This window comes from Telmatobacter bradus (assembly GCF_048629425.1).
GTDB classification, from domain to species: domain Bacteria; phylum Acidobacteriota; class Terriglobia; order Terriglobales; family Acidobacteriaceae; genus Telmatobacter; species Telmatobacter bradus.
Window position 1 is genome coordinate 1,139,598 of record NZ_CP184532.1, and the last position, 25,387, is coordinate 1,164,984.

Sequence of the window (25,387 nt, forward strand, 5' to 3'; positions counted from 1 at the left end):
GAAAAATCCTACTAACCCCTTCTGGGATTTACCCTTCACGATAAACCTGCCTAATCCCGGAGTCAAAGCGAATTTCTTTGTGAGTGAGATAATCTTTGATCAAATTTTTACATCCGCTAAAAACACGGAAAAATCCTGCCCGGCTGCCCTGTTACCCTAGAGGCAGCAGACCGGGCGTACAGCCCCTGGGAGCCAGACTCAAAATCATGAATAAGCTCGTTTTCGCCAACCTTCTGCACCGGCCCTTGCGCTCGGTGATCAGCATCTTTGCCGTGGCCATTGAAGTCGTCATGATGCTGTCGATCATCGCCATTCTGATGGGCCAGCTTACCGGACAGAAGCGGATGAACAACGGAATTGGCGCGGATCTGATGGTGCGGCCCGGCAATGCGACCTTTCTGAACGGAGTCAGCGGCGCGCCGATCTCGGTCAAGCTGACCGAGGTGCTGGCCAAGGTTCCGCACGTTACCGTGGCCTCGCCCGTCTTTACCAACCTGTCGATGACCGACCAGTTGGAGGTTCTTTGGGGCATTGATTATGCCAGCTACAGCAAACTGAGCCCCTTTGTTTATCTGGAGGGAGGTCCTCCGCAGGGGCCGTACGACCTCATTGTGGACGACGTCTATGCCCTGACCGGTGGCGGCCATCATGTGGGCGAAACGGTTTCGGTCATGAAGCACCCCTTCCGCATTTCCGGCATCTTCGAGCATGGCAAGGGCGGCCGCAAGCTGATTCCCATTACCACCATGGGGGAACTGACCGGCTCGGACGGCAAGGCCTCGGCCTTCTATCTGAAGCTGGACAATGAAGAGAACGCCGATCTTGTTACCCGTGAGATTCATGCCGTTCCCGGGCTGGAAGGCTACCAGATCATGACCATGAAGGAGTGGTACTCCTTGCTGACGCCGGATCATATTCCTGCCCTGAACACCGCCATGCATGTGGTGATCGGCATCGCCGTAGTGATTGGTTTTCTGGTGATCTTCCAGTCCATGTATACGGCAGTGCTTGAGCGGACGCGCGAGATTGGCATTCTGAAGGCGATGGGTGCCTCCAAGTTGAAGATTGTTGATGTGATTGTGCGCGAGACCGCCCTGCTGTCGCTGGTGGGCGTGGCCACGGGCATCGGATTTTCCCTGCTGCTCAAAGTGTTTCTGTCGCACCGTTTTCCGGGGCTCTATCTGGACATGAATCTGCACTGGATTCTGCAGGGCGCAGGGATCGCCTTCGTCGGCTCGGTGCTTGGTTCCTTCTATCCGGCCTTGATGGCGGCCCGTAAGGATCCGATCGACGCTTTGGCCTACGAATAGAGCGGCAGAAGAAAGTCCATATTATCGTTGGGTTTGCCCGCTGTGCGGGACGGTTATATGGTTTTGGTCATAATTAAATTCATCTTCCTTTAATAATTATTTTTCACAATGGGAAGGGGACATTCATGTCCCCTTCTTTTGTGCGTGGCAGACTAAGGCTGCAAGTGAAAGAGCATTTCCCGTGACCGGCAAGTTCCGGATTTAAGTACGTTCCCGCTTTATCAGTTACTTACATAGATTTCACTGAAATGGATCAGCAGCTGGTGCAGAACCTTCCCGTGGCTGCCCGCAACTGGTCGAGCTTTGTGCTGCTGACGCCGGGTGTGACGCAGGATGGCGGTTCGGGCCTGATCAGCTTCCACGGCATTTCTGGCCTCTACAACCAAAATTATGTAGACGGTGCCAACAACAACCAGATGCTGAATTCCGAAGCCCGTGGCCGCGCCTCAGGTGCGCCCTACGTTTACTCGGTGGATTCGATCAAGGAATTCCAGGCCGAGACCTCGAACTACTCGGTGGAATTCGGTCAGGCAGCTGGCGGCCAGGTAAACGCCATTACCAAGAGCGGTGCCAACGTCATGCACGGTGACCTGTTCTACTTCCTGCGTTACCCGGATCTGAATGCACTCGATCCGTATTCGAAGTATCAGGCTCTGTACAACAGTGGCAGCAAGTTTCTGCTCACCCAGCCGATTCACCAGCAGAACCAGTTCGGCGGTTCGGTGGGCGGCGCGCTGATCAAGGACAAGCTCTTCTACTTCCTGACCTACGACGGTTTCCGCAAGGTTGGTCGCGTGCTCTATACCGACTCGAACACGATCTCGTTGACCAGCACGGGCGTTTTTTCGTCGGCGACCAACAAGACCAACAGCCTGGGCACCAGCCTGGTGACGCCGGCACAGTGTCCGACCAAGAGCAATAACTCGTATACGGGCACCTACCTCATTACCGACGCGCAGTGTACGAACGGTATCAACTTCCTGTTGAACATTTCGAATATGTCGGCGACCTCGGTTCCGCCCTCGCGCTATGCCCGTCAGGATCTGTTCTTCCCGCGCATTGACTATCACATCAACGCCAAGAACGACGCCTTTGTTGACTTCAACTGGGCCAACTTCTCGTCGACCAACGGCTACAGCGCGAACCCGACCTACACCAACAGCTCACCTTCGTCCAATGGCCCGACCTATTATCATGAGCGCTTCCTGGTAGGCGGTCTGACGACCGTGCTCAGCGACCGCTCGGTGAACCTGATCCACGCCCAGTGGGGCCGCGATCTGGAGACGGCCGGCGCCAACGCGGCTGGCCCCAGCGTGGCCAACGGCGTGGTCACCTACGGCATGCCGAATGCACTGCCCCGCATCGCCGAGCCGGACGAGCATCGCATCCAGTTCAGTGATGTCTTCTCGCACACCATGGGCCGTCACACGCTGAAGTTCGGCGGCGACCTGAATCTGGTGCATGAACTAATGATCAACCTCTATCAGGGCGGCGGCGTTTACAACTACGGCGAAACCGACGTTACGACCAACTTCCAGTCGTGGATCTTTGACGCCTTCGCGGGCCAGGCGGGCAACACCGATCCGTATGCCGGCTACCACTACAACACCTTCGTGCAGACCGTCGATAAGGTGAACACCAAGGCCAACACGCAGGGCACCGACGACTTCTGGATGAAGATGATCGACGGCTTTGCCGAGGATAACTGGAAGGTCAACCCCAAGCTGACTGTGACAGCGGGCGTGCGTTACGACGTGCAGTTGACTCCAGCTCCGGGCATGGCCAACAATGCTTCGACGCTGGCCACGGCTTACACCTCTTCGATCAAGAACGTGATGAACCGCGTACAGCCGCGCGTGGGCTTCAGCTGGAGTCCGTATGTGGGCACGGTGGTGCGTGGTGGCTACGGCATCTTCTCCGGCCTGAACCAGGGATCGACCTACTATGCAATGCGCGTGGAAAACGGAGTGGTCCAGGTCAACTACAACTCGACGGGCTGCAAGTATTCCGGTTGCACCGCTGCCAAGGTGGCCGCAGTTCCGGTGCAGTACCCGAACGTTCCTTTCCAGGTGACCGGACCGGCGCTGAACTCGGCGCTGTATCCGACTGGCGGCTCAGCTCCTTCGGTGGCCGGCAGCTTCAGCGGCACCACGGCAGCCAGCTTCCACGGCCTGAGCAAGGACTTTGTTCCGCCCTACTCGCATGAGATGGATCTGTCGGTTGAGCAGGCCCTACCGGGCAAGCTCTCGCTGATGGTGGGCTACGTGGGCACGCGCGGCATGCGCCTGCCGGTCTTTGTGGATGCCAATCTGGTGGGCCAGAAGCCGACCGGCACCTACACCTACAACGTGCTGAACGCCTCGGGCGCTGTAACGCGCCAGATGACGGTTCCCGTGTACCTGGCTGCCAACCGCGCCTACAGCGGCATGAGCTACTCGCTCAACGCCGGCTATAGCGTGGCCAACACTTGGTACAACGCCCTGGTGGGCACGGTGCGCCGTCCGTTCAACCATGGCATGGAGTTCGTGGCCAACTACACTTGGGCGCACGCATCGGACGATGGTCAGGTGGGCGGCGCCAACGGCACCTTCTTCGGTGGCGATGTACCGCTGGACCCGAACAACCTGAAGGCAGAAAATGGTCTTTCGGATACCGACATCCGCAACCGCTTTACGCTCACCTTTATCTACAAGCCGGAATTTGCTCTGACCAACCGCAATCTGCGTTTGCTCGTCAATGGTTTCCAGTTCTCGGGCAGCGAGATTGCTTCGGGTGGCCAGCCGATCGTCATGTCGCTTTCAGGTACGGTGACGGGCGCCGGTTCAACGATGGCCGAGGGCGGTATCTACGGTGGCGCCATCAGCTCCGGTTCGGGCCTGTCTTCGTCGGGTCGCCCGCCGCAAATCGGCCGCAACAGCATCATCGGACCCGGCTTCAACGACTTTGATCTGCGCGCTTCGCGTGAGTTCAAGATCCTGAACAAGGCCACGGCCCAGTTCTCGGTGGATGCCTTCAACCTGATGAACCATCGCATTATCACTGGAGTCAACGGCAGCTATTCGACGATCACCACCACTTCGGCGAGCACCAGCTGCGCGTCTTCGACCGCGACCAACCCGGCCCCGAGCGGTGCGACCTTCAACGGCTGCATCATTCCCTACACGGGCACCGGCCAGAGCGCCTTTGGCGCGGCCAGCGGCACCAATAACAACTTGTACGGTCCTCGTCAGCTGCAGGTGGCCGCCAAGGTCAACTTCTAGAGCATTCCGAAAAATGCTTTAACTCTGTATCAAACACAAATGCGGCAGCTTCGGCTGCCGCATTTGTTCTAGCACCTAGAACCTCGTCTACTCCTACGCCACCGCGCCTGCGGCGGAGGCCTGTTCCTCGGCTTCCAGCTTGCTACCGACATCGGCAGCGGCCTGCGCCAGCACGCGATGGTGGATGGTAAACAAAGCCAGTTCCAGACGATCGCCCACACCGGTCTTGTCATAGATGGAGCGCAGATAGTTCTTGATCACCTGCTCGGTGGTTTTCAGCCGGGTGGCAATCTCGCGGTTCTTGCAGCCCTGCACAATCAGGGCCACGATGCGCATCTCCTTGGGAGTCAGGCGGTCACGCACACGGGTTCCCACCAGGTCTTCGTCCGTAGATTCGGGCTGGGCCAGTTGGGGTGGCTGATAGACTTCGCCAGCGGCTACGCGGTGAATACACTCCACCAGTGCCGGGCCAGTTACGCTGCGGTAGACAATGCCGCGGAAGCCATGTTGCAAGTAGCCTGCCAGTGGCTCATTGTTTTCGGCAATGACCACACCGCGGCTGCCCGCAGACTCCAGCAGCACGCGCAGTCGATTGTAGTCAGCGCGCATGGAGGCCGCAAAGACAACAATCGAACCGGGAAAGGTCGTAATGGCGTGATACATTCTGTCGAGATCCGAGCATTGAGCAATAATTCGCAGATCTTCGTCCATGGCCAGAACTTTTGCCGTTCCGGCCCGGAAGATTGCCTGCGAATCAGCCAGGATTACTTTGTTCATGTGTTCCGCCTCAACCGCTCAATTCGCCGTAAGAGCAGCGAGCTACCAAACAGCGAAGCGATTCGGTGGCGAACCGATGTCGATAGCTGCCCGGGAAGAAATTCTGCCCTTGCGGCCCTATCGGCAATCCAGAGAAAATCTGGAACTGTATGGATATGCTACACGTTAAGCCTTGCTGGGCCCTTTGGTAATGAACGGATTTGGGATCAGCCTATTTCGCAATTTTTTCCTGTCCATGAGAGTACAGCCGGAAAGTTTTAAAATCACGAAAAATGCATTAGCTTGTTTCATTCTTTGAGTCGGGCTGCGGAATACTGGCAGGAGACTGACTCAAGGAAAAAGGAAGACAGACGATGGCGCGACCGATTCTGCTGGCAGTGGATGATGATGTGAACGTATTGCAGGCCGTGGTGGAAGACCTGCGGCGGCACTACGCGGAACACTACCGGGTGTTGCGCGCGGTGGGAGGGCAGGCCGGGTTGGATACGCTCACCGGGCTCAGGGAGCGTGGCGAAGTCGTGGCGCTCATCCTCAGTGACCAGCGCATGCCAGGGCTTTGCGGCGTGGACTTTCTGGAGCAGTCGCGGGCAACCTACCCGGAGGCGCGGCGGGTGCTGCTGACGGCACATGCCGAAACCGAGGTGGCCATCCGCGCCATCAACGACGCCAAAATTCACTACTACCTGACCAAGCCGTGGGATCCGCCGGAGGAAAAGCTCTATCCGGTGCTGGACGACCTGCTGGGCGATTGGCAGACCGGCTACCGACCGCCGTTTGATGGGCTGCGGGTGGTGGGCCATCGCTGGTCGCAGCGCAATCACCAGCTGCGCAACTTTTTGGCACGCAATCATGTGCCCTACCGCTGGATGGATGCGGCGGAAAATGCCGAGGCGCAGCAGCTGCTTGCCAGCCGTGGACTGGGGGCGGAGGCTTTGCCGCTGGTGCTGTTTCCCGATGGCAGTGCGCTGGTGGAGGCTACCCCTGAGGCTCTGGCCGGGCGTGTGGGGCTGCATACGCAGGCCGCGGAGCAGTTCTACGATCTGGTGGTGGTGGGCGGCGGACCGGCCGGGCTGGCAGCGGCCGTCTATGGCGCCAGCGAGGGGCTGAAGACGCTGATTGTGGAGCCGCTGGCTCCGGGTGGGCAGGCTGGATCGACCTCGCGCATTGAAAATTATCTGGGCTTTCCGAGCGGCGTAACCGGAGCCGAGCTGGGGCGTCGCGCCCAGACCCAGGCCATCCGTTTTGGCGCGGAGTTCCTGACCCAGCGCGCCTTGGGCCTGCGCACCGAGGGCCAGTACAAGTTTGTGCAACTGGCCGATGGGCGGGAGGTCTCCTCCCATGCCGTGCTGCTGGCTACGGGGGTGCAGTACCGCAAGCTGGAGGTTCCGGGGGCGGACCGGCTGGCGGGACGCGGCATTTATTACGGCGCGGCGCTGGTGGAGGCGCACTCCTGCAAGGGGGAAGAGGTCTTCATTGTAGGGGGCGCTAACTCCGCCGGGCAGGCGGCCATTCACTTTGCCCGCTTTGCCTGTAAGGTGCGCATGCTGGTGCGGGGCGAGGGGCTTTCGGCCACCATGTCCAAGTACCTGATCGACGAGATCGGGCGTACGCCCAACATTGTTCTGGAGTCGCAGACCCAGGTGATGGAAGTTTACGGAGAGCAGCATCTGGAAGGCTTGAAGCTGCGTTCGCCCGCCGGAGAGCAGAGGGTTCCGGCCAGTTCGCTGTTCATCTTCATTGGCGCGGCTCCGGCCACCGGCTGGCTGCCGGAGTCGATCCGCCGCGACGAGTTCGGCTACATTGTGGCCGGGCCTGATCTGCGTGTGGAGGGCCGCTTGCCCGCCGGCTGGACCGAGCCGCGGGAGCCAGATCTGCTGGAAACCAGCCAGCCCGGCGTCTTTGTGGCGGGCGACGCCCGTTTTGGATCGATGAAGCGGGTGGCGGCAGCCGTTGGCGAGGGCTCGATTGCCGTCAGTTTTGTGCATCGCTACCTGGCCTGCTGCTAGCTTTTATTACGGAAACGGATGGGAATTGCAGAAAAGGTGTGGATAGGAAGGACCGAAATCGGATTCCGAGCATCCATTTCTTGAAGTGAGTAATAAAAAGAAAAATCCGGACTGCCAACGGCTGGATGCCGCTGCGTTGGTGGTGGAACTGGGTCGTATGCGCATCTTTGCCGGGCAGGACGCGGCGGAGCAGTCCGCCGCGCTGGCTGCACTCGGCTCCATTGAGAGAATTTATGCTGCTGCGGGGGCGGTTCTCAGCCGTCCCGGTGAACCGACCGCTTTCTACTGGCTGGTGCTTGCGGGGCAGATCCGGCTGGAGCGGCAGGAACCCGATGGTTCGCTGACGCATGTGACCACGGCTGCCGTAGGGGATGGTTTTGGTGAGACCCCGCTGTTGCTGGGCAAGCCGCAGACCCTGTTTCTGGTCACGACCGAAGAGCCTTCCACCCTGGTGCGCATTGCCAAAGAGCAATTCTGGCAGCTGCTGGCGGTCAGCCCGACGGCCCGGGCCGTGGTGCAGGCTGCAACCAGCGATCGTCTGCAGGCCTATCAGGTGGAGGCGTTGCACCGCGAGCGGCTGATCTCGCTGGGTACGCTGGCGGCGGGCCTGATGCACGAGCTGCACAATCCCGGTTCGGCAGCGGTTCGCTCGGCGGCGCTGCTGCGTTCGAGTCTGCTCCGGCTGGAGAAATTCAGCCTGCGCTTCAGCGATCAGCCCCGTACGCAGCAGCAGCTGGGGTGCATGCAGCGGCTGCTGGAGGAAGCGATGCAGCAGCGGGGGCGTGTGGCGCTCTCCAGCCTGGAACAGGCCGACGCTGAGGATGCATTGGCGTGCTGGCTGGCCAGCCGTGGGGTTGAGAACGCCTTCAGCATGGCTCCTGCGCTGGTGGACGCCGGACTGAGCCCGGCACGGCTTGGCTGCACGGCGGAGAACTTCAGTGCTGGAGGTTTTTCCGACGCGCTCAACTGGCTGGAGTCGCTGGTTTCCAGCGTGGCTCTGGTGGGTTCGGTGGAGTCGAGTATTGCCCGGGTGACTGAACTCGCCTCTTCCGTGAAGCGCTTTGCCGGCTGCGATGCGCAGGCTTCCAGCGAAGTGGACGTTCATGAGAGCCTGCAGAGCACGCTCACTCTGCTCGATCACAAGCTGCGCATCCGCCAGATTGCCGTGGAGAAGCGTTTTGAGGCCCATCCGGCGCGGATTGCGGCGCGGGGCGCGGCGCTCGGTCAGGTATGGACCAACCTGATCGACAATGCCGCCGACGCCGCGCCTTTGGGCAGCCGCATCGAACTGGCCACCTTTACTAAACCGGGCTGGCTGGCGGTGGCCATTACGGATCATGGCGCAGGCATTCCCGCCGAGGTTCGCCCGCACATCTTCGAGGCCTTTTTTACCACCAAGCCGCAGGGGGTGGGCACGGGGCTGGGACTGGAGATTGTGCACCGCATCGTCACCCAGGCCTGCGGCGGCATGATCGAGCTGGAAAGCGAGCCGGGACGGACCTGTTTTACCGTTTGGCTGCCCTGCGCCTGCTGAGGCCCTCTTTTGCTGCCAGCCTGGGAACAAAAGATTCGCGGATCGAAAGCTGCCCCTTGCGCAACCTCCCGTGCTGGTGCTTCAATGCGTCGGTGGAACGTGCGCGGCATGCTTGCAGGGCAGCGCCGGGAGGTGCAGATGCTTGCCACCGGAAAAGCGGTCAAAGTGACTCTCTACCTGAGTGATGGCGTCACCCATCACGGAGTTCCCATCTACAGCTCGATTCTGGACTATCTCTTTCACAGCGGTATTGCCGGGGCCACCGTGCTGAAGGGCGTGGCCGGCTTTGGCATGAAGCACCGCCTGCATTCGGCTCATCTGCTGGACATCAGCGACCATCTGCCGATTCTGGTCAAATTCATCGACACGGCGGAGAAGGTGGAGGCGATTTTGCCTGAATTGGAAAAGCGGGCTGCTTCGGGGTTGATCGAGGTGGAGGAGACGCGCATTCTGGTTCCGTCGCGGGAATAGCAAGTGTTTTAGTTGCTTGATTTTGCGCAAAATTGAGCGTCCCGGGGGAAGAGCGCTTTGCATCTTTTGCGCAACTCCTGCATAAAATCGGGGTCATAATACGATGAGAGGCGGCTCATTCTGCTCTAGTCCGGTCAGCAGAGTGTAGTCACGTAATTTTGGTCGCCTCTGGCCGATCCCAGGCTCTATCCGGCACATTTTGACCATTTTGCTTAGCCGCGCCTTTGTACGGGCCACGACCCAGCGGAGGAAGTCACACATCGTGTTTTGTACCTTCAATACTCAACTTCATCAGCGATTGAGGCGCAGTGTATGCGTTGCGCTGTTGCTGGCGCTGGCCCTATTGGCCGGTGACCGGGCGCAGGCGCAGGCCGCATTGCTGATGGAGGAGCCGTATGGTTTTTTTGGAACCCTGAATCCCACCGGCCACAATGCCGTCTATCTGGCCCGCGTCTGCACCGTAACGCCGGTCAAATTGCGCCGCTGCCAGCCGGGTGAAGCTGGTTCGGTGATTGCCCGCTATCAGGGCATAGAGGGTTATGACTGGATTGCCATTCCACTGGTTCCCTATCTTTATGCGGTCAAGAATGAGGAAGATGCGCCCAGTCACGTAGATTCGGAGACGGTACGCCGTCTGCGTATCCACTATCGCGAGGTTTATCTGGGAGATCTGGGCGACAACCTGCCGGAGGGCGGCTTTCTGCATGGCGGATGGAGCGAACTGGTGGGCGTTTCCTATGAGCGCCGCATCTTTGCCTTCCGCTTTAACACCACCGAAGCGCAGGATGACCGGCTGATTGCCGACCTGAATGCCAGGGCGAACACAACGCACTTCAATCTGCTTTACAACAACTGCGCGGACTTTGCCCGCCAACTGCTTAATCATTACTATCCCAGAGTCTTCAAACGCAGCATTTTCCCCGATGCTGGCATGACCACGCCCAAGCAGATTGCCTACAAACTGATGCGACTGGGGCACAAGCATCCGGAGATGCGGTTGACGGTCTACGAGATTCCGCAGATTCCCGGCTATCGCAAGCACAGTCACTCCAACAAGGACATCTCCGAGTCGCTGGTGACGACCGCTTACGCGGTGCCGCTGGCGGTTTCCAATCCCTATCTGACGGGCGGTATTTTTGTGGACTACCTGGTGCGCGGCCGCTCCCATCTGGTTCCAAAGCATCCTCTGCTGCTTGGTCCTGAGCAGCTTTCATTGTTGACAGGCCAGAGCGAGACGGCAGAGAATGCGGGCGGCAACCGGTCGCAGGCCGGGCAGGCTCCCGAATCTTCTTCGTCCAGCGCGGGCAATGAAGTTCAGGAGCTGAAAAAGCAGCTACAGGGAGGCATCATCGCGTATGAGTAACCCAGAGCAAAGCCTGAAAAACCATGCCCGCTTCGACTTCGCCTTTCATGGCCTGTTGTTCGGCGTGCTGGCCATCAACTTCGTTTATGCCTGCATCCATCTTTACCGGCAGCGCACGATTTCAGCAGAGTGGTTCTTCGTACTCAGCATTGCGGTGTTCATTGTCTTTATCAAGCTGCGCACCTATCCGCTGAAGGTGCAGGACCGGCTGATCCGCCTGGAAGAGCGGCTGCGCTTGCAGGTGTTGGCTCCTGCCGAATTTCAGCCGAAGATTCTGCTGCTCAGTGAGGATCAGTTGATCGGCCTGCGTTTTGCTTCGGACGCGGAAGTGGTGAGTCTGGCCGCGCAGGCGCTGGAAGAAAGTCTGGACCGCGGGCAGATCAAAGAACGCATCAAGAACTGGCGCGCTGACGATTTTCGCATCTGAGTACAGCTTCCAGCTTCTAGCTTTCCTAGTCGTGTCTGCGGAGTGCCCTGGGGCACACCCCACCATAGATTTCAGGCAAAATTCCAGCCCGGCCACACTCAAGCTAGAAGCAGCTAGAAGCGGGAAGCTGTCTTTCGCTGCTTCCCTCGGCAATGGCCTCGTCGTAGACCTCCATCACAGCCTGTGCGGAGAGGCGCGCATCCAGTTTTTTGCGGATGAATTCACGGCCCGCCTGACCAAGTTGGCGGCGCAGGCCGGGGCTGGAAAGCAGCTCGCTGACGCGGGCGGCCAGCACGTCGGGATTGGAGCCGGGAACCACGAAGCCGCCGACGCGGCCATTGTCTACAACCTCGTGCGTGCCGCCGGTGTTGGTGACCACCACGGGCAGCGCCATGGCCATGGCTTCTACCACGCAACTGCCCAGACCCTCGCGGTCACTGCAGAGCACCAGCAGGTCAGCGGCAGCCATCAGGCGGCGCAGATCGGGCACAAAGTCACGCCACAGCACCAGATCCTCCAGTCCCAAATCGCGTACGCGCTTCTGAATGCCCTGGGCGTAGAGTGAGCCGCCGTACACATCGCCCTTGAGCACCAGGCGGAAGTTGGGCACACGCTGGCGGATGCGCGCCGCCGCATCAAGCATCAGGTCATAGCGTTTGTTGGGAACCACGCGGGCCACCATCAGCGCCACGCGTTCCTCGTCCTTCAGGCCGAACTCGCGACGGCAGGTGGCGCGGTCGAACTGTGCCGGGTCGAGCCATTCGCTGTCCACCTCGTCATGCACCACGCGGATGCGTGCGGGTTCCACGGGAAAGCGCATGGCCTCGCGGCGTAGATAGTCGGTGATGGCGATCAGACGCTTGGCCAGCACTACGCCATCCTGCATTCCGGCCATCTCAGCGTTGCGCAAGTGCTGCACGATGGGCGTTCCGGTGGCCATGGCTGCGGACAGAAACGGCAGCGGTCCAGTGCCGTTCAGATGCAGTAGATCGGGCTGTACCTGCTGCATGAGTTTGAGGGCCCAGGCAAAGTTCTCGGCGATGGCGGGCATGACCTCAAAGTCGGGCACAATGACCTCGACTCCAGCGGCCCGCAGCCGCTCGGCAAACATGCCCTCCCACGAGGTGACGACCATAACTTCAAAGCGTTCGCGGTCAAGGAAGCGCAGCATGGAGCAGAGTGCCTGCTCGGCGCCGGAAAAGGCCGAGGGCAACGAGAGAATGAGCACCCGCTTGCGCTTGTTGGCGGATGGGACGTGGGGCGCAAGGCTCGCGGCAGGCAGGCGGAGCGCTTCCTGCATGCGCGAGGTCTGCAATTGTTTTAGTTGCCGCAGAACTTCTGTGGGGGCAGATTTTTTGCTTGTGTCGCCCCAGGCTTTTTCCAGCAGAGCAAGCTCGGCAACGCGGTTCAGGGGCGCTTCAAGCGGGAGTTTTTCTGGCGCGACGCTGTAGACGTTGGAAAACTCGAAGGGCGCAAAACGCAGCGTGATGGGAAGGCGCTGGGTGGCTGCTTCGCCAAGGGCCACCAGGCGGCGCAACGCTTCTTCGGGAGCAGAAAAATTGAAGGGCTCGGCGATGTGCAACAGGCTGCGCAGCGTATCGGCTTCCAGCACGCCCATGCCGATGGCGGCGGGCGCGCCGTCCAGCAGGGTGAAGGTGCTTTGATGGCTGCGGTGATGGCTGAGCATACGTTCTAACAGGTCAGCCGGGGCCGCCACACTCGCCAGCGTAAGCGTGACTACCGTGCCGCCATCGAACTCTGCCGCGCACTCGCCCAGGGCCTGCAGTTCGCTAAAGCAGCGGGTAAAGCGCAGCTCAGCTCCGGTGCCGGCCAGCGCCTCTTCCAGCGCCTCGCGTTCCGCTTCGTAGTGGGCCAGAACCAGAAAACGGTCGGCCGCGCCGGGGGCAAGTACGCGCTCCGCCAGATGCGCCAGCACGGGCCGTCCGGCCAGCGAAGCCAGATAGGGACGAAAGGCAATGGAGCGCGTCAGCGGCGCCAGAGAGAGAACTGCGGTTACGTTCATGGGCGATCTTCCTGCTGCTTTAGACGATACGTTTTCTGCGATCGCTTACACAACCGGCTGGGCAAGATCCCGGTATGTGCGCTGGAATGCGAATCTTGCGGTCCATTGCTGAGTTTTTTGAGGATCGGCGGATACAATGTATGCAATCGCGTGTGGGGATGGGGTTCCCCCTGCTAGCATTTTCGGAATGGGAGTAGACCGAAGGAATGCTCTTGAGTCCCTTTTTTAACAAGAAAAAGGGACCCTGCAAAGCACTCAAAAAGGCTCTATGTATTCCGAAAATGCTCGAACCGCCGACTCCGTCGGCTGATGACTCCTGGCAGGGTTGGCCTGTCGTGGAGTTGCCGCGCTTCCTCCCTGAAAATCTGATCGAATGGAAATCTTTCCGAGAGGAGACGTTCCGTGCAGAAGTACTTTTTGATAGCTCTTGGCGGCGCGCTGGGCTCTATGGCCCGTTATTGGGTGGGAGCCACCATCTCTGGCCGTTGGGGTGCAAAGTTTCCTTACGGAACTTTTGTGATCAATCTAACGGCCTGCCTGATCATCGGCTTTACCCTCACGCTGCTGGGCAAGCGTGCCGGATTGAACCCGGCCTGGCGCTATCTGATCCCCATCGGCTTTATCGGCGCTTACTCCACCTTTTCCACCTACGAGTGGGAGACGTTTTCCACCCTGCGCGCGGGAGCCGTTGCCCTTGCCGCGTTCTACGCCTTTGCCAGTCTGTTTGTGGGCCTGATTGCCACCTGGGCGGGCGCGGTACTGGCCGAGTGGATATGAATCTGCCAAACATTGAACCGTATTTCATCTCTAAGATGTGCAGTTTCAGCATGCTTCTGGGCGGAGAAAAGGTGTGATCTCTGTGGTATGACCACTGGCCGGGGACACGGTATGATAATCGGGCAAGAAAATAAGCCCAACTCGAGGCAAAAGTAGTGAATTGGAATATGGGGAACAAGTCTTTTCGTTTGGTTGCCGCGCTTGGCGTGGCCAGCCTTTGGACGGTGGCGGCACAGTCAGCAACCGTTTGCGATGTCCATACGTTTGGTGCAAAAGGCGATGGCGCAAGCAAGGATACAGTTGCCATTCAGAAGGCCATTGATAGCTGTGCGGCCCAGGGCGGTGGCACGGTGCTGCTGAGCGCAGGCACCTACGTCAGCGGTCCTATCGTGATCAAGAGCAACATCACGCTGCATCTGGACAAGGGTGCGACGCTCTTCGGTTCGCCTGACCACGACGATTACCCGGCCAAGGTTGAGTTCCACACGCCTGACCGTCAGCCGCTGGTGGGTGCTGAGAATGCCAGCAACATCGCCATTGAGGGCGAGGGCACGATCGACGGTAATGGTCAGAGCTGGTGGGATGAAGCCCGCCACACCAAGAATGCTGGCACGCTAGGCGTCAATCCACGCCCCAAGCTGATTATTCTGGACCACTCGAATCACATCCGCATTGAAGGCATCACCATCCAGAATTCGCCCATGTGGCAGCTAGTGCCGTTCTACTCGAACGACATCGTCATCCGCAACGTGCGTGTACTGGCTCCGGAGCACTCGCCGAACACCGACGCGATTGACCCCTTCTCGTCGTCGAATATCCTGATCGAGAAGGTGTTGGCCGACGTGGGCGATGATGACATCGCCATCAAGAGCGGTCCCGTTGGTTCGGCCGGCCCTGATGATCCCAGCCGTAACATCATCATCCGCGACTGCGTCTTCAAGCACGGTCACGGATTGTCGATTGGCAGCGAAATCGCCGGCGGCGTGCACAACGTGCTGGCCGAGCGCATCAGCTTTGAGGGCACTGACAACGGCATCCGCGTGAAGGCCAACCGCGACCGTGGCAATGACGTGGGCAACTTCACCTTCCGCGACATCACCATGAAGGACGTGAAGAACGACATCATCCTGAGCGAGTATTACCCCAAGGTAATGCCCGGCCCGGATGACAAGGCGCAGCCGCTGGGCCGCCTGACGCCGCTCTTCCACGACATTCTGATCGAGAACCTGACGGCCACCGGCGACACCAATGCCGGCACCATCATTGGTTTGCCGGAGTCGGCGATTCAGCGTGTCACGCTGCGCAACATCAAGATCCAGGCAGCCAAGCCGCTGTCCATCGGCTATGCCCAGGTAGCCACCGAGAACGTAAAGGTGGACGTGGGCGGAGGCGAAGGCGTGCTGAAGCTGACGGGTGCTGACGTAAAGTAAACTTCAAGACTGACAAAAGCCGGCGGGGAGAGCATCCCTCGCCGGCTTTTTTGCGTTTGCACTCCTGAATCTGTTGCGGCAAAAAATCCTGGTTGCTGGAACTGCGCCCGCCTGACGGGCGTATCAATGTGGGTGAGGGAATTTGGGGGGATGAGGGAGTTGGCCATGCGAGGTTTGAGAATCGCGGAGTTCGCAAGTCTGACGGGTGTTATGTTGCTGACGGCTGGCATTGTCGGCTGTCGCCTGCACTTGCACAAGGATGCGAAGGGCGACGACAAGCAGGTGCAGCTCGACACACCTTTCGGTGGCCTGCATGTGGATACCGATCAGAGTTCGGCCTCTGATCTTGGTCTGCCTGCCTATCCCGGTGCCGAACTGGTCAAGGGCGACGACAAGCACAAGTCGGTTGACGTACATATGGGCTTTGGCGAGTGGCAGATGCGTGTGCGCGCTGTCAGCTACGAATCCGCAGACAGTCAGGAGAAGGTGGAAGAGTTCTACAAAAAAGCTCTCGCGCGTTATGGCGGCGTAATCACCTGCCGTAACCATGAACCGGTTGGCTTGCCCAAGGTAACTTCAGAAGGATTGACTTGCAGCAACGATGGCAAGGCAAAAATCGATGTGGATGGCAACGGTGAACCAACCAGTTCTGATCGTTTGGAGTTGAAGGCCGGCTCGAAACGTCGTCAGCATGAGATTTACTTCGACAAGCCACGCAATGGGCGTTCGCAGTTTGTGCTGGTGAGTCTCGATCTGCCTGAATCGCTTGATACAGCCAAAAGTAAGGGCGATTAGAGTGAGTGTTCTGAGCTTAAAGTTCGCAGCACAATTGTTCTATCTTCTGGAGCGGAGTCTGGCCGTTTTTTTTGACCAAACGGAGTCGAAAGATCTGCGGTTGTTCTTCCCCAGAAAACGAGAAGATACCTGTAAATACAGGGTGCAAGAGGCTTTTCCACGGAAGGGTTCGTCCGCCAGGCCGGGGACTCGCATCGTGAGCGGATTTTCTGTTACACTACGTAAGGCGAACGAGACAGGGAACAAAGCGCCAGGCCGCTCCCGTGATCTTCGCTGTTACTACCCGTGTTCGGGGAGTGGCTCAGCCTGGTAGAGCACCTGCTTCGGGAGCAGGGGGTCGGAGGTTCGAATCCTCTCTCCCCGACCATCTTAGATCTAGAATGACTGAAGCCGCGCAAGCGGCTTTTTTCATTGGTGGAAGACAGCTTCCAGCCTCTAGCTTCCCGCTCTCAGCTCGTCTTGCAGGACGATGCCGCTTCGGCCGTGGAAGCCCCAATTCTTTCTTGCCTTTATTCAGCGGAATAGCGTTTTTTGCGTCGTCCCTGACGGGACTTTGTACGTTTGTGGAGCTGCTTTCCCCACGTTGAAATGTGGGGCTAACCTGCACTGCGCCTACGGCGCGGATTTTTCCGGTGGGTTGTAGCCTCTCGCTTCTAGCCCCAAGAACAAATTCTGCTCTGGAATGGGCGCATGAAAAACCGGACGAACGCGGAAGTTCTTACGGTAATTCTTTTTGGTTTTTTATATGCGTTGCTGAGCATCGGTCAGCATCTGAAATGGCAGCGATTGGGCGAGGGTGCTTATTTGCTACATGCGGCGCAGATCTATCAGAAGTTCTATAGCAGACCATTGAATGAAACCACACTGTTGTCCAAAACAGGAGTTTCAGCAGTAAGTCTGGTATGGAGGTAAGGCTGCATCGATCTGATAGGTTGGGTTTGTCTAGAACTTGACCGTCAGAGGAGGACGCAGCCTTGTCCATAGTATGCAGCATTTTCTCCCAAGTCTTGAAGTTGATCCCACGCGCCGATTTCGATTCCGCCGTTCGCAAGGATGAAGCCGAACGCAATGCCAAAGGCTTCACTTGTTGGGGCCAGTTGGTGGCGATGTTGTTTTGTCAGTTGGGTTCAGTCAACAGCTTGCGTGACATCACCAACGGCTTGGCCGCCAGCGAAGGCAAACTGCGTCACCTGGGCTTGCCTGCCGCTCCTAAGCGCTCGACCTTGGCTTATGCCAACGCCCATCGCCCCAGCGCACTGTTCGAGGATCTCTTCTATCAGATGTTGGAGGTCGCCCGCACTCAGGCCCAACAGTCAGGCGTCCGGCACAAGTTCCGCTTCAAGAACAAGCTGCTGTCGATCGATGCGACCACCATCGAACTGTGCGCCTCGGTCTTCGATTGGGCGCAGTTCCGGCGTACCAAGGGAGCAGTGAAGCTGCATCTGATGCTCGATCACGACGGCCTGCTGCCCTGCTACGGGGTCATCACCGACGGCAAGCAGCATGAAGTTACCGTGACTCGCCAGTGGGAGTTCCCGCCCGGCACCATCCTGGTCTTCGATCGCGGCTATACCGACTACAACTGGTTCGAGCGGCTGACCCTGCAGGGTGTTTACTTCGTCACCCGCCTGAAGACGAATGCGGACATCATCGAAGTTGAGGATCTGGATCTTCCCCAGCGCAAGGGACTGGTGAGCGATCAGATCATCTGCATGACGCAGCAGGCCGCGGAGAACGACAACCCACCCATGATGCGCCGTATCGAGTTCTTCGACGAAGAGCAGCAGCGTACCCTGGTCTTCCTGACCAACAATATGAAACTGGCCGCTGCCACCGTTGCTGAGATCTACAGGAATCGCTGGAAGATCGAGTTGTTTTTTAAGGCCCTGAAGCAGTCTTGCAAGGTAAAGACCTTCGTCGGCACCTCGGCCAACGCACTGAAGACGCAGATCTGGACGGCGCTGATCGCCATGCTGCTGGTCAAGATCCTGCACATGAAGTCGACCTTCGGGTGGCACTTGTCCAACTTCATGGTTCTGTTGCGCCAGCAACTGTTCGTCTATCGCGACTTATGGAAGTGGATCAACGATCCTTTCCAGGCACCGGAAACGCCACCCACTTCACAACTGGAGCTGGTCTTCGCTTGACTTGGACAGCAGAAACTCTCGACAAGGGATAAAGCAGACAACTACGGGACCATTTCGGAGTACATCTTGGACAGCTGATTGCTCTTCGCATAACTCGGAACCGACCAACCCGTTCCGTCAATGCACGGGAACGACGCACTATGCCCTGTCAGATCAACGTTCGTCTAAGACGCTTCCTGTTATCTTGGACAGCAGTGATGAAACCAGCAAGATCATTTTCTGGGTGGCGCTTGCGCTGCTGGTCTTTGGTATTTTCAAAGCGGTTGCCCAAGGGGTTTATCAGGTGCTGGCATTGATCCGCAAGGAAAACGACGGAGCAGGGATGGTGTGTCCTTTCAAGACCACGCCTTGATCCGCGCATCCCTATTGATCCCTGCAGAAAAAAACGACGGCAGCCGGGGTAGGCTGCCGTCGTTTTTCTGTTTGGACGGGATGTTTACTGATTGACGCCCGAGGCCAGGAAGCCGCCGTCCACGACGATGGTTTGGCCAGTGACGAAGCTGGCGGCATCCGATGCGAGGTAAACGGCTGCGCCGACCAGCTCTTCCGTCTTGCCAAAGCGGCGCATGGGCGTGCGCAGCAGCAGCTCCTGACCGCGAGCGGTCGAGTCGAGCAGCTTGGCGTTGATGTCGGTGCGGAAGACGCCGGGGGCGATGGCGTTGACCGTCACACCCTTGGGGGCCCATTCCACGGCCAGCGAACGGGTTAGCGAGGTGACGGCGGACTTGCTGGCGGCGTAGGCTGCCACTTCCGTCAGGGCCACGTAGCTGTTCAGCGAGGCGATGTTGATGATGCGGCCCGTGCCGTGCTCCAGCATGTGGCGGCCAAAGACCTGGCTGGCGCGCAGGGTGCCGTTCAGGTTGGTGTTGAGGATGCCTTCCCACTCTTCGTCGGTGACGTCGAGGGTGGGGGTGCGCTTGATGATGCCGGCGCAGTTGACCAGGATGTCGACGCGGCCGAAGGACTCAACTGTGGCGTTGAGCAGGTTCTGCAGCGAGGCGCGGTCGCAGACGTCGGAGGTGACGCGCAGGGTCTTGCTTCCGGCGGCTTCAATGGCGGCAGCGGTTTCCGCAAGCTGCTGCTCGCGGCGGCCACTGGCAACGACGGTGGCACCGGCTTCGGCAAGGCCGATAGCGAGGGCGCGGCCGATGCCGGAAGTACCGCCGGTGACGACGACGGTCTTTCCTTCAAGAGACATAATGTTGGCTGGCATGTTTACTCCAAGTTTCGAATTAAATCGTCGCAGGAATGGACCTGAAACGATGGAAAAAGGACCACGCAGACAGGCGTGGCAGGGAATACGGCAGAGCTGGTCCTGATTTTTGTTGTGACGAACAAAAATCGGGCTGACGGGGCAAGCAAACTCAGCATCTTTGCAGAGGTTGAAAGCCCTCAGCTCTTACCGAAGTACAAGCTGCCGTTAAAGCGGTTCTCCAATTGCTGTACACCGAAGTCCATGCAGCGGAGTGGATTTTTCCTCAAGAAAAAGCCACCCTGCACGGTCTAGAAAAGGCTACATCTATTGGAGAATCGCTCTAAAGCCCCAGAAAAACCGGAGCAATGTGGCGCTGGTAGATGTTCTCGGTTACGTTTTTGGCGATGACCGGTTCGTGGGCCACCAGCAGATCCAGATAGCGCGGGCCCATCTTGGCGGCAATCTTGAAGCCGACGTGGAGGAGCTGGCGCAGGTTCTGGTTGTAGCCGGGGTTGGAGGGCACATGGCGCAAGGCCGTGGTGTACTGCTCGCTGGTCCAGCCATTGACGGTCTCGGGCGCGGGCAGGCCGGCCGGATCGATGTCGATGACGGTGGCGTAGGGCGCGCAGAGCTCGTCGCGGTGGCTGTAAGCCTGGGCGTAGATCTCCTTGGCCAGGGCCAGGGCGTCTCCGTCGGCTTCGGCCAGGCCGATGCACTCTTCCAGCCAGGTGGTACCGGCGGTCTTCAGGTGCACACCGGCGTCAAAAGCCTGCATGGCACGGTGAATGGCCGGGTAGATGGAGAACTTGTCGGAACCCGAGTGGACGCTGAGCTTGAGTCCGGCGGGCAGGCCGAAGTTCTTGATGGCGTAGTTGATGGCGGCGATGTCGAGGAAGAACTCGCGCTCGAACTGGGCAAGGTCGCCTACGTAATCCACGCCCTTGTTGAAGCGGCCACTGAATTTGGGTGCGATGGTCTGGGCGGCAACGCCTTCGTCCGCGAGTGCGGCCAAAATCAGCAGCAGCTCGACGGGGGTCTGGGCGCGGTCGGTCTCGTCCATGGAGACTTCGGGGATGAAGTTTCCTTCGCCTTTGGCCGCGACGATCATGCGGTAGACCTTGCCTGCCTGCTGGGCAGCGCCCAGGAACTTGGTGGCAGCGGCGCGCAAGTCGTCGGCGGTGATGTGGAAGGTTTCGTTTACGCCTTCGAGCTTGATTTCGCCAATCAGGTTGGAGTGGCGCTTGACGTAGGCGTCGATGGAGGTCTGCTCGACGGGCTTGCCGATGTAATCGGCTACGTCGAGGGTATAGAAGTCGCAGGCCGTAAAGAAGCGGCCGACGGTCTGGTCGGTAATGTGGTCGGCGTCGCAGAAGTAGGGGAGTGTCCAGCCAAGTTGCTGTACGGCGGCGTCAACGGCGGTGCGGGTGCTGATGGGTTCAGAACCAATGATGGTATGTTCGCGGTTGGACTTGTTCCAGACAGGGATAATCTGCTTGCCCTGTTTCTGGGCCTGAATGACGGCCTCGAGCTGCGCTTTGGCCTGATGTGCGAACCGGTCGCCGGTTCCAACAGAGTACTTGCCGAGTGTTTTTGTTGCGCTAGCCATAAGAGTCCTCGTATGGGTTAAGTGAATTTTTTCTGCAGGGGCGGTTTGTAGCTCTGCGTCCTTACCCCCACAGTATCCGATGTTTCAGAGCCGACTGGGATGCGCCCAGAGGCCGAGTGCGGGATTGGAAATGAAGAAAATTTCTTCACCGTTGATCTGGTTGAAGCCATTCTGCAGTTTGGCCGGATCATAGACCTTCAGCATGGCATTCAGATCGCCGTAGCCGAAGCCTACTCCTTCGACCTCTTCCTTCGTCAAGTGCCCAGGGCAATACGTGATGCGGAAGCGGCCTTCGCTGGAGCCATGGATCAGGTGGGCGGCGGCGCTCAGGTTGTTGGCCAGCTCCGGATTGTTCCTGACTTTTTCGAGCGTATTGTCGGTGCCGTGGTAGCCGTACTTGCGGATCAGCTTGTCGATGCCGGCGTCTTCACCGAACTCGCGGACGCCGGGTCCGAGGATGATCAGCTCAGCGCCATCGGCCAGTGCCATACGGGTACGGTAGACGCTCTTGTTGCCAATCCAGGTGGAGTGGAACTCCTCGGGCTCAAGGTAGACGACGGCCTTCTGGATGGGACGATCAACGATTTCGAAGTTGACCTTGAGGCTGAGGTCGGCAGCCTCGGTGAAGCAGTCCAGCTTGTCGCCAATGTAGAGGCCGCGGACGGCCAGCGAACCATCTTCCTTGCGGCCGACGACAGTGTGCACGTAGACGATGGGCAGCTGGGTCAGGAAGTTGTCCTGGGCGTAGTTGAAGACGTTGCGGACCGGGTTCAGGGCACGGCCCATGATGCGTTCCATGCCGTAGACGGCACCCAGATAGTGGCTGCGATTGATGCCGTTGCCGCCGCCGGTGCCCACCACGATGTTCTTGGTGTAGTTGGCCATGCCAACCACTTCATGGGGAACTACCTGGCCGATGGACAGGATCAGGTCAAAGCCGCCATGCAACAGCAGCTTGTTCACCTGGGCGGGCCACTCGTACTCCAGCTTGCCCTCGGACTGCTGCTTGATGAACTCGGGGGGAACAATACCGACGGTTTCAATGTCATTGCGCCAGTCGTGCACGCGGAACAGGTCAGCAGGCACACCGGCAAACATGTGCGCGATCTGATCGGGGCGCATGGCGGAGTGGGTGCCGAGGGCGGGCAGAACCGCTTTGAGGTGATCGCCGTAGTACTGGTAGGCGTAACGGGTAAGTTCACCGGCGCGGGAGTGCTCACGGCTCTGATCGGGGGGGACGACGAGCACGCGCTTGCGCTCGCCAAGTTGGGCCAAAGCGGAGGAGAGCAGCTCCTTGAGCTGCTCTCCCGTTAGATCCGTATCGATACTGCCGACTGCACAGTAAAGGCTCATTTTGCAAACTCCACTTTTTTCAGGCCAGGAGCAAACCCGACCATGAGAAGCAGTGCCACCAGATAGGCGCTACCGCAAAGAGCAAAAATCAACGAATAGTTGTGCGTATGCTGCAGCCAGTAGCCCACGAAGGTGGCAAACGCCGTGGCGGCAACGCCACCGGCCATGCTGCCGATGCCGGTTACGGAAGCCACTTCGCTGCGCGGGAACATATCCGAGGCGGTGGTGAACAGATTTGCCGACCATCCCTGATGTGCTGCCGTTACCAGGCTGAACAACACAATGGCTGCCCACTCGGTGCCGACCATTGTGACCGCGCAAATGGGAAGCGCAACAAGGGCGCAGGTGAACATGGCAGACAAACGCGCCTTGCTCGCCGACATGCCCATCTTGATGAAAGGAACCGGCAGCCAGCCACCAAAGATGCTGCCCACGGCCGAGGCGTTATAAACGATGATCATCGGCAATCCCAGATGGGTAATGCTCAGATGGAATCGATCACTGAAGAAGGCCGACATCCAGAAGAGAATGAACCACCAGACCGGATCGGTGAGCGCCTTGGCGAAGGTATATCCCCAAGTCTGGCGATAGCCGAGCAGTGTCAGCCAGGGAGCAGACGGGCCTGTCGGGACGGTTGCAGCTCCGTCACAGATGTGACGCAGCTCCCTTCCAGACAGCGTGTGGTGATCGGAGGGCTTGCGGTAAAAAATGTACCACAAGAGAATCCATGAAGCGCTGAAGGCACCCGTGACCAGGAAGGCCGCGTGCCAGCCCCAGTGGATGGTAACCCACGGCACAATCAAGGCAGCCAGAACCGCGCCAATATTGGTTCCGGAGTTGAAAATGCCAGTGGCCAGCGCGCGTTCCTTCTGCGGAAACCACTCGGTTGCGGTTTTGATGGCAGCCGGGAAGCTGCCCGATTCGCCAATTCCCAGAGCGAAGCGGGCAACGCCGAACTGCAGCACGGTATTGGCCAGTCCGTGGCTCATGGCCGCCAGAGTTCTGACGGTCATGATGGCCAGGAAGCCTTTGCGTGTGCCTATTTTGTCAACCAGTCGCCCGACTACCAGCAGACCGATCGAGTAGGCCACAAAAAACGCATCCACGACGTAGCTATAGCCCTGCTCCGTCATGCCGATACTCTGTTGAAGCGTGGGCTTGAGGATCGAAATGACCGAGCGATCCATGTAATTGATTGTCAACGCCGCAAAAAGCATGGCGCAAACAGACCAACGCACATGTCCGAGGCGTTCTTCGGGCGCAGGCGTTTTTTCCGTCTCCACACTTAGCGAGAGGTTCCCATCCATTATCCGTTCTCCTTACAGCCGATGATTACAGCTTGTAGGCCTTCTTGACGAGGCCATACGTCAATTCATGGGCGACCTCGAAAGCTTCTGACTCTTCCAACCGGTGTTCGGCAACCAGACGACCCAGGAACGCGCAGTCCACGCGCCGGGCCACATCGTGCCGGGCAGGAATGGAGAGAAACGCCCGGGTGTCGTCATTAAATCCTACCGTATTGTAGAAGCCCGCGGTCTCGGTAGCCTGCTCGCGGAAGCGCATCATGCCTTCCGGGCTATCGTGGAACCACCACGACGGACCCAGGCGCAGGGCGGGATAGTGGCCGGCCAGCGGAGCCAGTTCACGGCTGTAGGAGGTTTCATCGAGCGTAAACAGAATGATAGTCAGGTCCTTGTTGTTGCCGTAACGGTTCAGCAAAGGACGCAGCGACTGCACGTATTCGGTGGGGCTGGGAATGTCGCAACCCTTGTCACGGCCGTACTTCTGGTAGATGACCGCGTTGTGATTGCGTACCGAACCGGGGTGGATCTGCATGGTCAGGCCGTCTTCAACGCTCATGCCGGCCATTTCGGTCAGCATCTGGCCGCGGAACAGTTCCTGCTCGGCCTTGGTCGAGGTTCCAGCAAAAATCTTGGCGTAGAGGGCCTCGGCTTCGCTCTTCGACAGGTCAGCGGTCAGAGCCGTCGGGTGGCCATGGTCGGTCGAGGTACAGCCCATGCTCTTGAAGAACTGACGCGACTTGCGCAGGGCATTCAGGTAACCGGACCAGGTGGCGGTGTCTTCCTTGTAGAGTTCACCGAGCTGGATCAGGTTCTCATGGAAGCCGATAAAGTCAGCATCCACCACTGGATCAGGGCGGAAGGCGGGCAGAATACGCTTGCTCCATCCCGACTTGCGGATCGCGGCCACGTCTTCGAGGGTGTCGAGCGGCGAATCTGTGGTGGAAAGAACTTCCATGTTGAAGCGCTCGAAGAGGGCGCGGGGCAGGAACTCGGGAGTCTTCAGCGCGGCGTCGATAGCGTCGTAATACTCATCGGCGTTCTTCTCGTTCAGGCGCTCTTCGCGGCCAAACAGGCTCTGGAAGGCATAATCGAGCCACAAACGGCTGGGCGTTCCGCGGAACAGATAGTAGTGCTTGGCAAAGATGCGCCACACTTCGCGGGGGTTCTCAATTTTGGCCTTGCCGATGCCCAGCGTGTCCAGGTCAACGCCCTGACTGTAGAGCATGCGGAAGACGTAGTGGTCAGGCTGCACGAAGAGCGTGGCAGGGTCAGGAAAGGGCTCGTTCTTGGCGAACCACGAGGCCTGAGTGTGGCCGTGCGGGCTGATAATGGGCAGCTTACTGACTTCGGCGTAAAGGGCCTTGGCAACTTTGCGGGCACTTGGTTCAGCAGGAAAAAGACGATCTTCGTGAAGCAACATGATAGAAACTACCTCCTGGCGGAGTGGGTAAAGATGCGGCCTCGACCGAGGTCAGACCACAGTATACACACCCTGCAATGGAATTGTACGTGACAGAGAAATGCAGGATTCCGGGTTGTAGCCTCGGAGTGGTAAGCTCATTGTGCTTTGAAAATCGGGTATTAGACAAGAATAAAAGGTGACCGAAGT

The 25,387-nt window shown here is 58.8% G+C and carries 20 protein-coding genes, 1 tRNA gene and 1 riboswitch; of the genes, 14 read left to right on the forward strand and 7 right to left on the reverse strand.

Features of this window, described 5'->3' with window-relative positions; genetic code table 11:
- Positions 1-206: 206 nt before the first annotated feature.
- Positions 207-1,310 (forward strand): ABC transporter permease, encoded by a 1,104-nt coding sequence (locus ACOBR2_RS04825; RefSeq protein ID WP_420238925.1) that lies wholly within the window; start codon positions 207-209, stop codon positions 1,308-1,310.
- A gap of 248 nt (positions 1,311-1,558) precedes the next feature.
- Complete coding sequence (locus ACOBR2_RS04830; protein ID WP_420238926.1) at positions 1,559-4,570, forward strand: carboxypeptidase regulatory-like domain-containing protein; 3,012 nt, start codon at positions 1,559-1,561, stop codon at positions 4,568-4,570.
- A 93-nt stretch (positions 4,571-4,663) separates the two neighbouring features.
- Here ACOBR2_RS04830 and ACOBR2_RS04835 read toward each other — a convergent pair whose 3' ends face one another.
- On the reverse strand, positions 4,664-5,347 hold the full coding sequence (locus tag ACOBR2_RS04835; RefSeq protein WP_420238927.1) for a response regulator transcription factor: 684 nt from the start codon (positions 5,345-5,347) through the stop codon (positions 4,664-4,666).
- Between the two features lie 353 nt (positions 5,348-5,700).
- Between ACOBR2_RS04835 and ACOBR2_RS04840 the strand changes: the two genes are divergently transcribed.
- The 5 genes from ACOBR2_RS04840 (at position 5,701) to ACOBR2_RS04860 (ending at position 11,148) form a co-directional block, all read left to right on the forward strand.
- Positions 5,701-7,353: an FAD-dependent oxidoreductase gene (locus tag ACOBR2_RS04840; protein WP_420238928.1), complete on the forward strand. Its 1,653-nt coding sequence runs from the start codon at positions 5,701-5,703 to the stop codon at positions 7,351-7,353.
- A gap of 85 nt (positions 7,354-7,438) precedes the next feature.
- A complete protein-coding gene (locus ACOBR2_RS04845; protein ID WP_420238929.1) occupies positions 7,439-8,887 on the forward strand; it encodes a sensor histidine kinase in 1,449 nt (482 codons plus the stop codon).
- A gap of 84 nt (positions 8,888-8,971) precedes the next feature.
- Positions 8,972-9,358, forward strand: a complete 387-nt coding sequence (locus tag ACOBR2_RS04850) for a DUF190 domain-containing protein (RefSeq protein WP_420238930.1) — start codon at positions 8,972-8,974, stop codon at positions 9,356-9,358.
- Positions 9,359-9,656: 298 nt separating this feature from the next.
- Entirely contained in the window at positions 9,657-10,721 is a 1,065-nt protein-coding gene (locus ACOBR2_RS04855) for a hypothetical protein (RefSeq protein ID WP_420238931.1), read from the forward strand.
- Positions 10,714-11,148 carry a DUF6526 family protein gene (locus tag ACOBR2_RS04860; RefSeq protein ID WP_420238932.1) on the forward strand — a complete coding sequence of 145 codons (435 nt, stop codon included), beginning with the start codon at positions 10,714-10,716 and terminating at the stop codon, positions 11,146-11,148. Before ACOBR2_RS04855 ends, ACOBR2_RS04860 begins: the two co-directional genes overlap by 8 nt.
- Positions 11,149-11,251: 103 nt before the next feature.
- Here the strand turns inward: ACOBR2_RS04860 and ACOBR2_RS04865 are convergent, their stop codons facing one another.
- A complete protein-coding gene (locus ACOBR2_RS04865) occupies positions 11,252-13,171 on the reverse strand; it encodes a glycosyltransferase family 4 protein (protein ID WP_420238933.1) in 1,920 nt (639 codons plus the stop codon).
- 145 nt (positions 13,172-13,316) lie between these two features.
- A riboswitch (Fluoride riboswitch) is annotated at positions 13,317-13,497 on the forward strand.
- 76 nt (positions 13,498-13,573) lie between these two features.
- Here ACOBR2_RS04865 and crcB point away from each other — a divergent pair.
- The 7 genes from crcB (at position 13,574) to ACOBR2_RS04900 (ending at position 18,672) form a co-directional block, all read left to right on the forward strand.
- Positions 13,574-13,948 carry a fluoride efflux transporter CrcB gene (gene crcB / locus ACOBR2_RS04870; protein ID WP_420238934.1) on the forward strand — a complete coding sequence of 125 codons (375 nt, stop codon included), beginning with the start codon at positions 13,574-13,576 and terminating at the stop codon, positions 13,946-13,948.
- Between the two features lie 167 nt (positions 13,949-14,115).
- Positions 14,116-15,378, forward strand: a complete 1,263-nt coding sequence (locus tag ACOBR2_RS04875) for a glycoside hydrolase family 28 protein (protein WP_420238935.1) — start codon at positions 14,116-14,118, stop codon at positions 15,376-15,378.
- 165 nt (positions 15,379-15,543) lie between these two features.
- A complete protein-coding gene (locus tag ACOBR2_RS04880; RefSeq protein ID WP_420238936.1) occupies positions 15,544-16,173 on the forward strand; it encodes a hypothetical protein in 630 nt (209 codons plus the stop codon).
- A gap of 290 nt (positions 16,174-16,463) precedes the next feature.
- Positions 16,464-16,540: transfer RNA gene (locus ACOBR2_RS04885), tRNA-Pro, on the forward strand.
- A gap of 323 nt (positions 16,541-16,863) precedes the next feature.
- On the forward strand, positions 16,864-17,085 hold the full coding sequence (locus ACOBR2_RS04890; RefSeq protein ID WP_420238937.1) for a hypothetical protein: 222 nt from the start codon (positions 16,864-16,866) through the stop codon (positions 17,083-17,085).
- A gap of 62 nt (positions 17,086-17,147) precedes the next feature.
- Positions 17,148-18,320 carry an IS4 family transposase gene (locus ACOBR2_RS04895; protein ID WP_420236114.1) on the forward strand — a complete coding sequence of 391 codons (1,173 nt, stop codon included), beginning with the start codon at positions 17,148-17,150 and terminating at the stop codon, positions 18,318-18,320.
- A gap of 184 nt (positions 18,321-18,504) precedes the next feature.
- Positions 18,505-18,672, forward strand: a complete 168-nt coding sequence (locus tag ACOBR2_RS04900) for a hypothetical protein (protein WP_420238938.1) — start codon at positions 18,505-18,507, stop codon at positions 18,670-18,672.
- Between the two features lie 84 nt (positions 18,673-18,756).
- Here ACOBR2_RS04900 and ACOBR2_RS04905 read toward each other — a convergent pair whose 3' ends face one another.
- The 5 genes from ACOBR2_RS04905 to uxaC all read right to left on the reverse strand — a co-directional run bounded on the left by ACOBR2_RS04905 (position 18,757) and on the right by uxaC (position 25,198).
- Positions 18,757-19,533 (reverse strand): SDR family NAD(P)-dependent oxidoreductase, encoded by a 777-nt coding sequence (locus ACOBR2_RS04905; RefSeq protein WP_420238939.1) that lies wholly within the window; start codon positions 19,531-19,533, stop codon positions 18,757-18,759.
- Positions 19,534-19,855: 322 nt separating this feature from the next.
- On the reverse strand, positions 19,856-21,121 hold the full coding sequence (locus tag ACOBR2_RS04910) for a tagaturonate epimerase family protein (RefSeq protein ID WP_420238940.1): 1,266 nt from the start codon (positions 21,119-21,121) through the stop codon (positions 19,856-19,858).
- A gap of 84 nt (positions 21,122-21,205) precedes the next feature.
- Positions 21,206-22,474 carry a D-mannonate epimerase gene (locus ACOBR2_RS04915; protein ID WP_420238941.1) on the reverse strand — a complete coding sequence of 423 codons (1,269 nt, stop codon included), beginning with the start codon at positions 22,472-22,474 and terminating at the stop codon, positions 21,206-21,208.
- On the reverse strand, positions 22,471-23,781 hold the full coding sequence (locus ACOBR2_RS04920) for an MFS transporter (protein WP_420238942.1): 1,311 nt from the start codon (positions 23,779-23,781) through the stop codon (positions 22,471-22,473). Before ACOBR2_RS04920 ends, ACOBR2_RS04915 begins: the two co-directional genes overlap by 4 nt.
- A gap of 25 nt (positions 23,782-23,806) precedes the next feature.
- On the reverse strand, positions 23,807-25,198 hold the full coding sequence (uxaC, locus tag ACOBR2_RS04925; protein ID WP_420238943.1) for a glucuronate isomerase: 1,392 nt from the start codon (positions 25,196-25,198) through the stop codon (positions 23,807-23,809).
- Between the last annotated feature and the right edge of the window lie 189 nt (positions 25,199-25,387).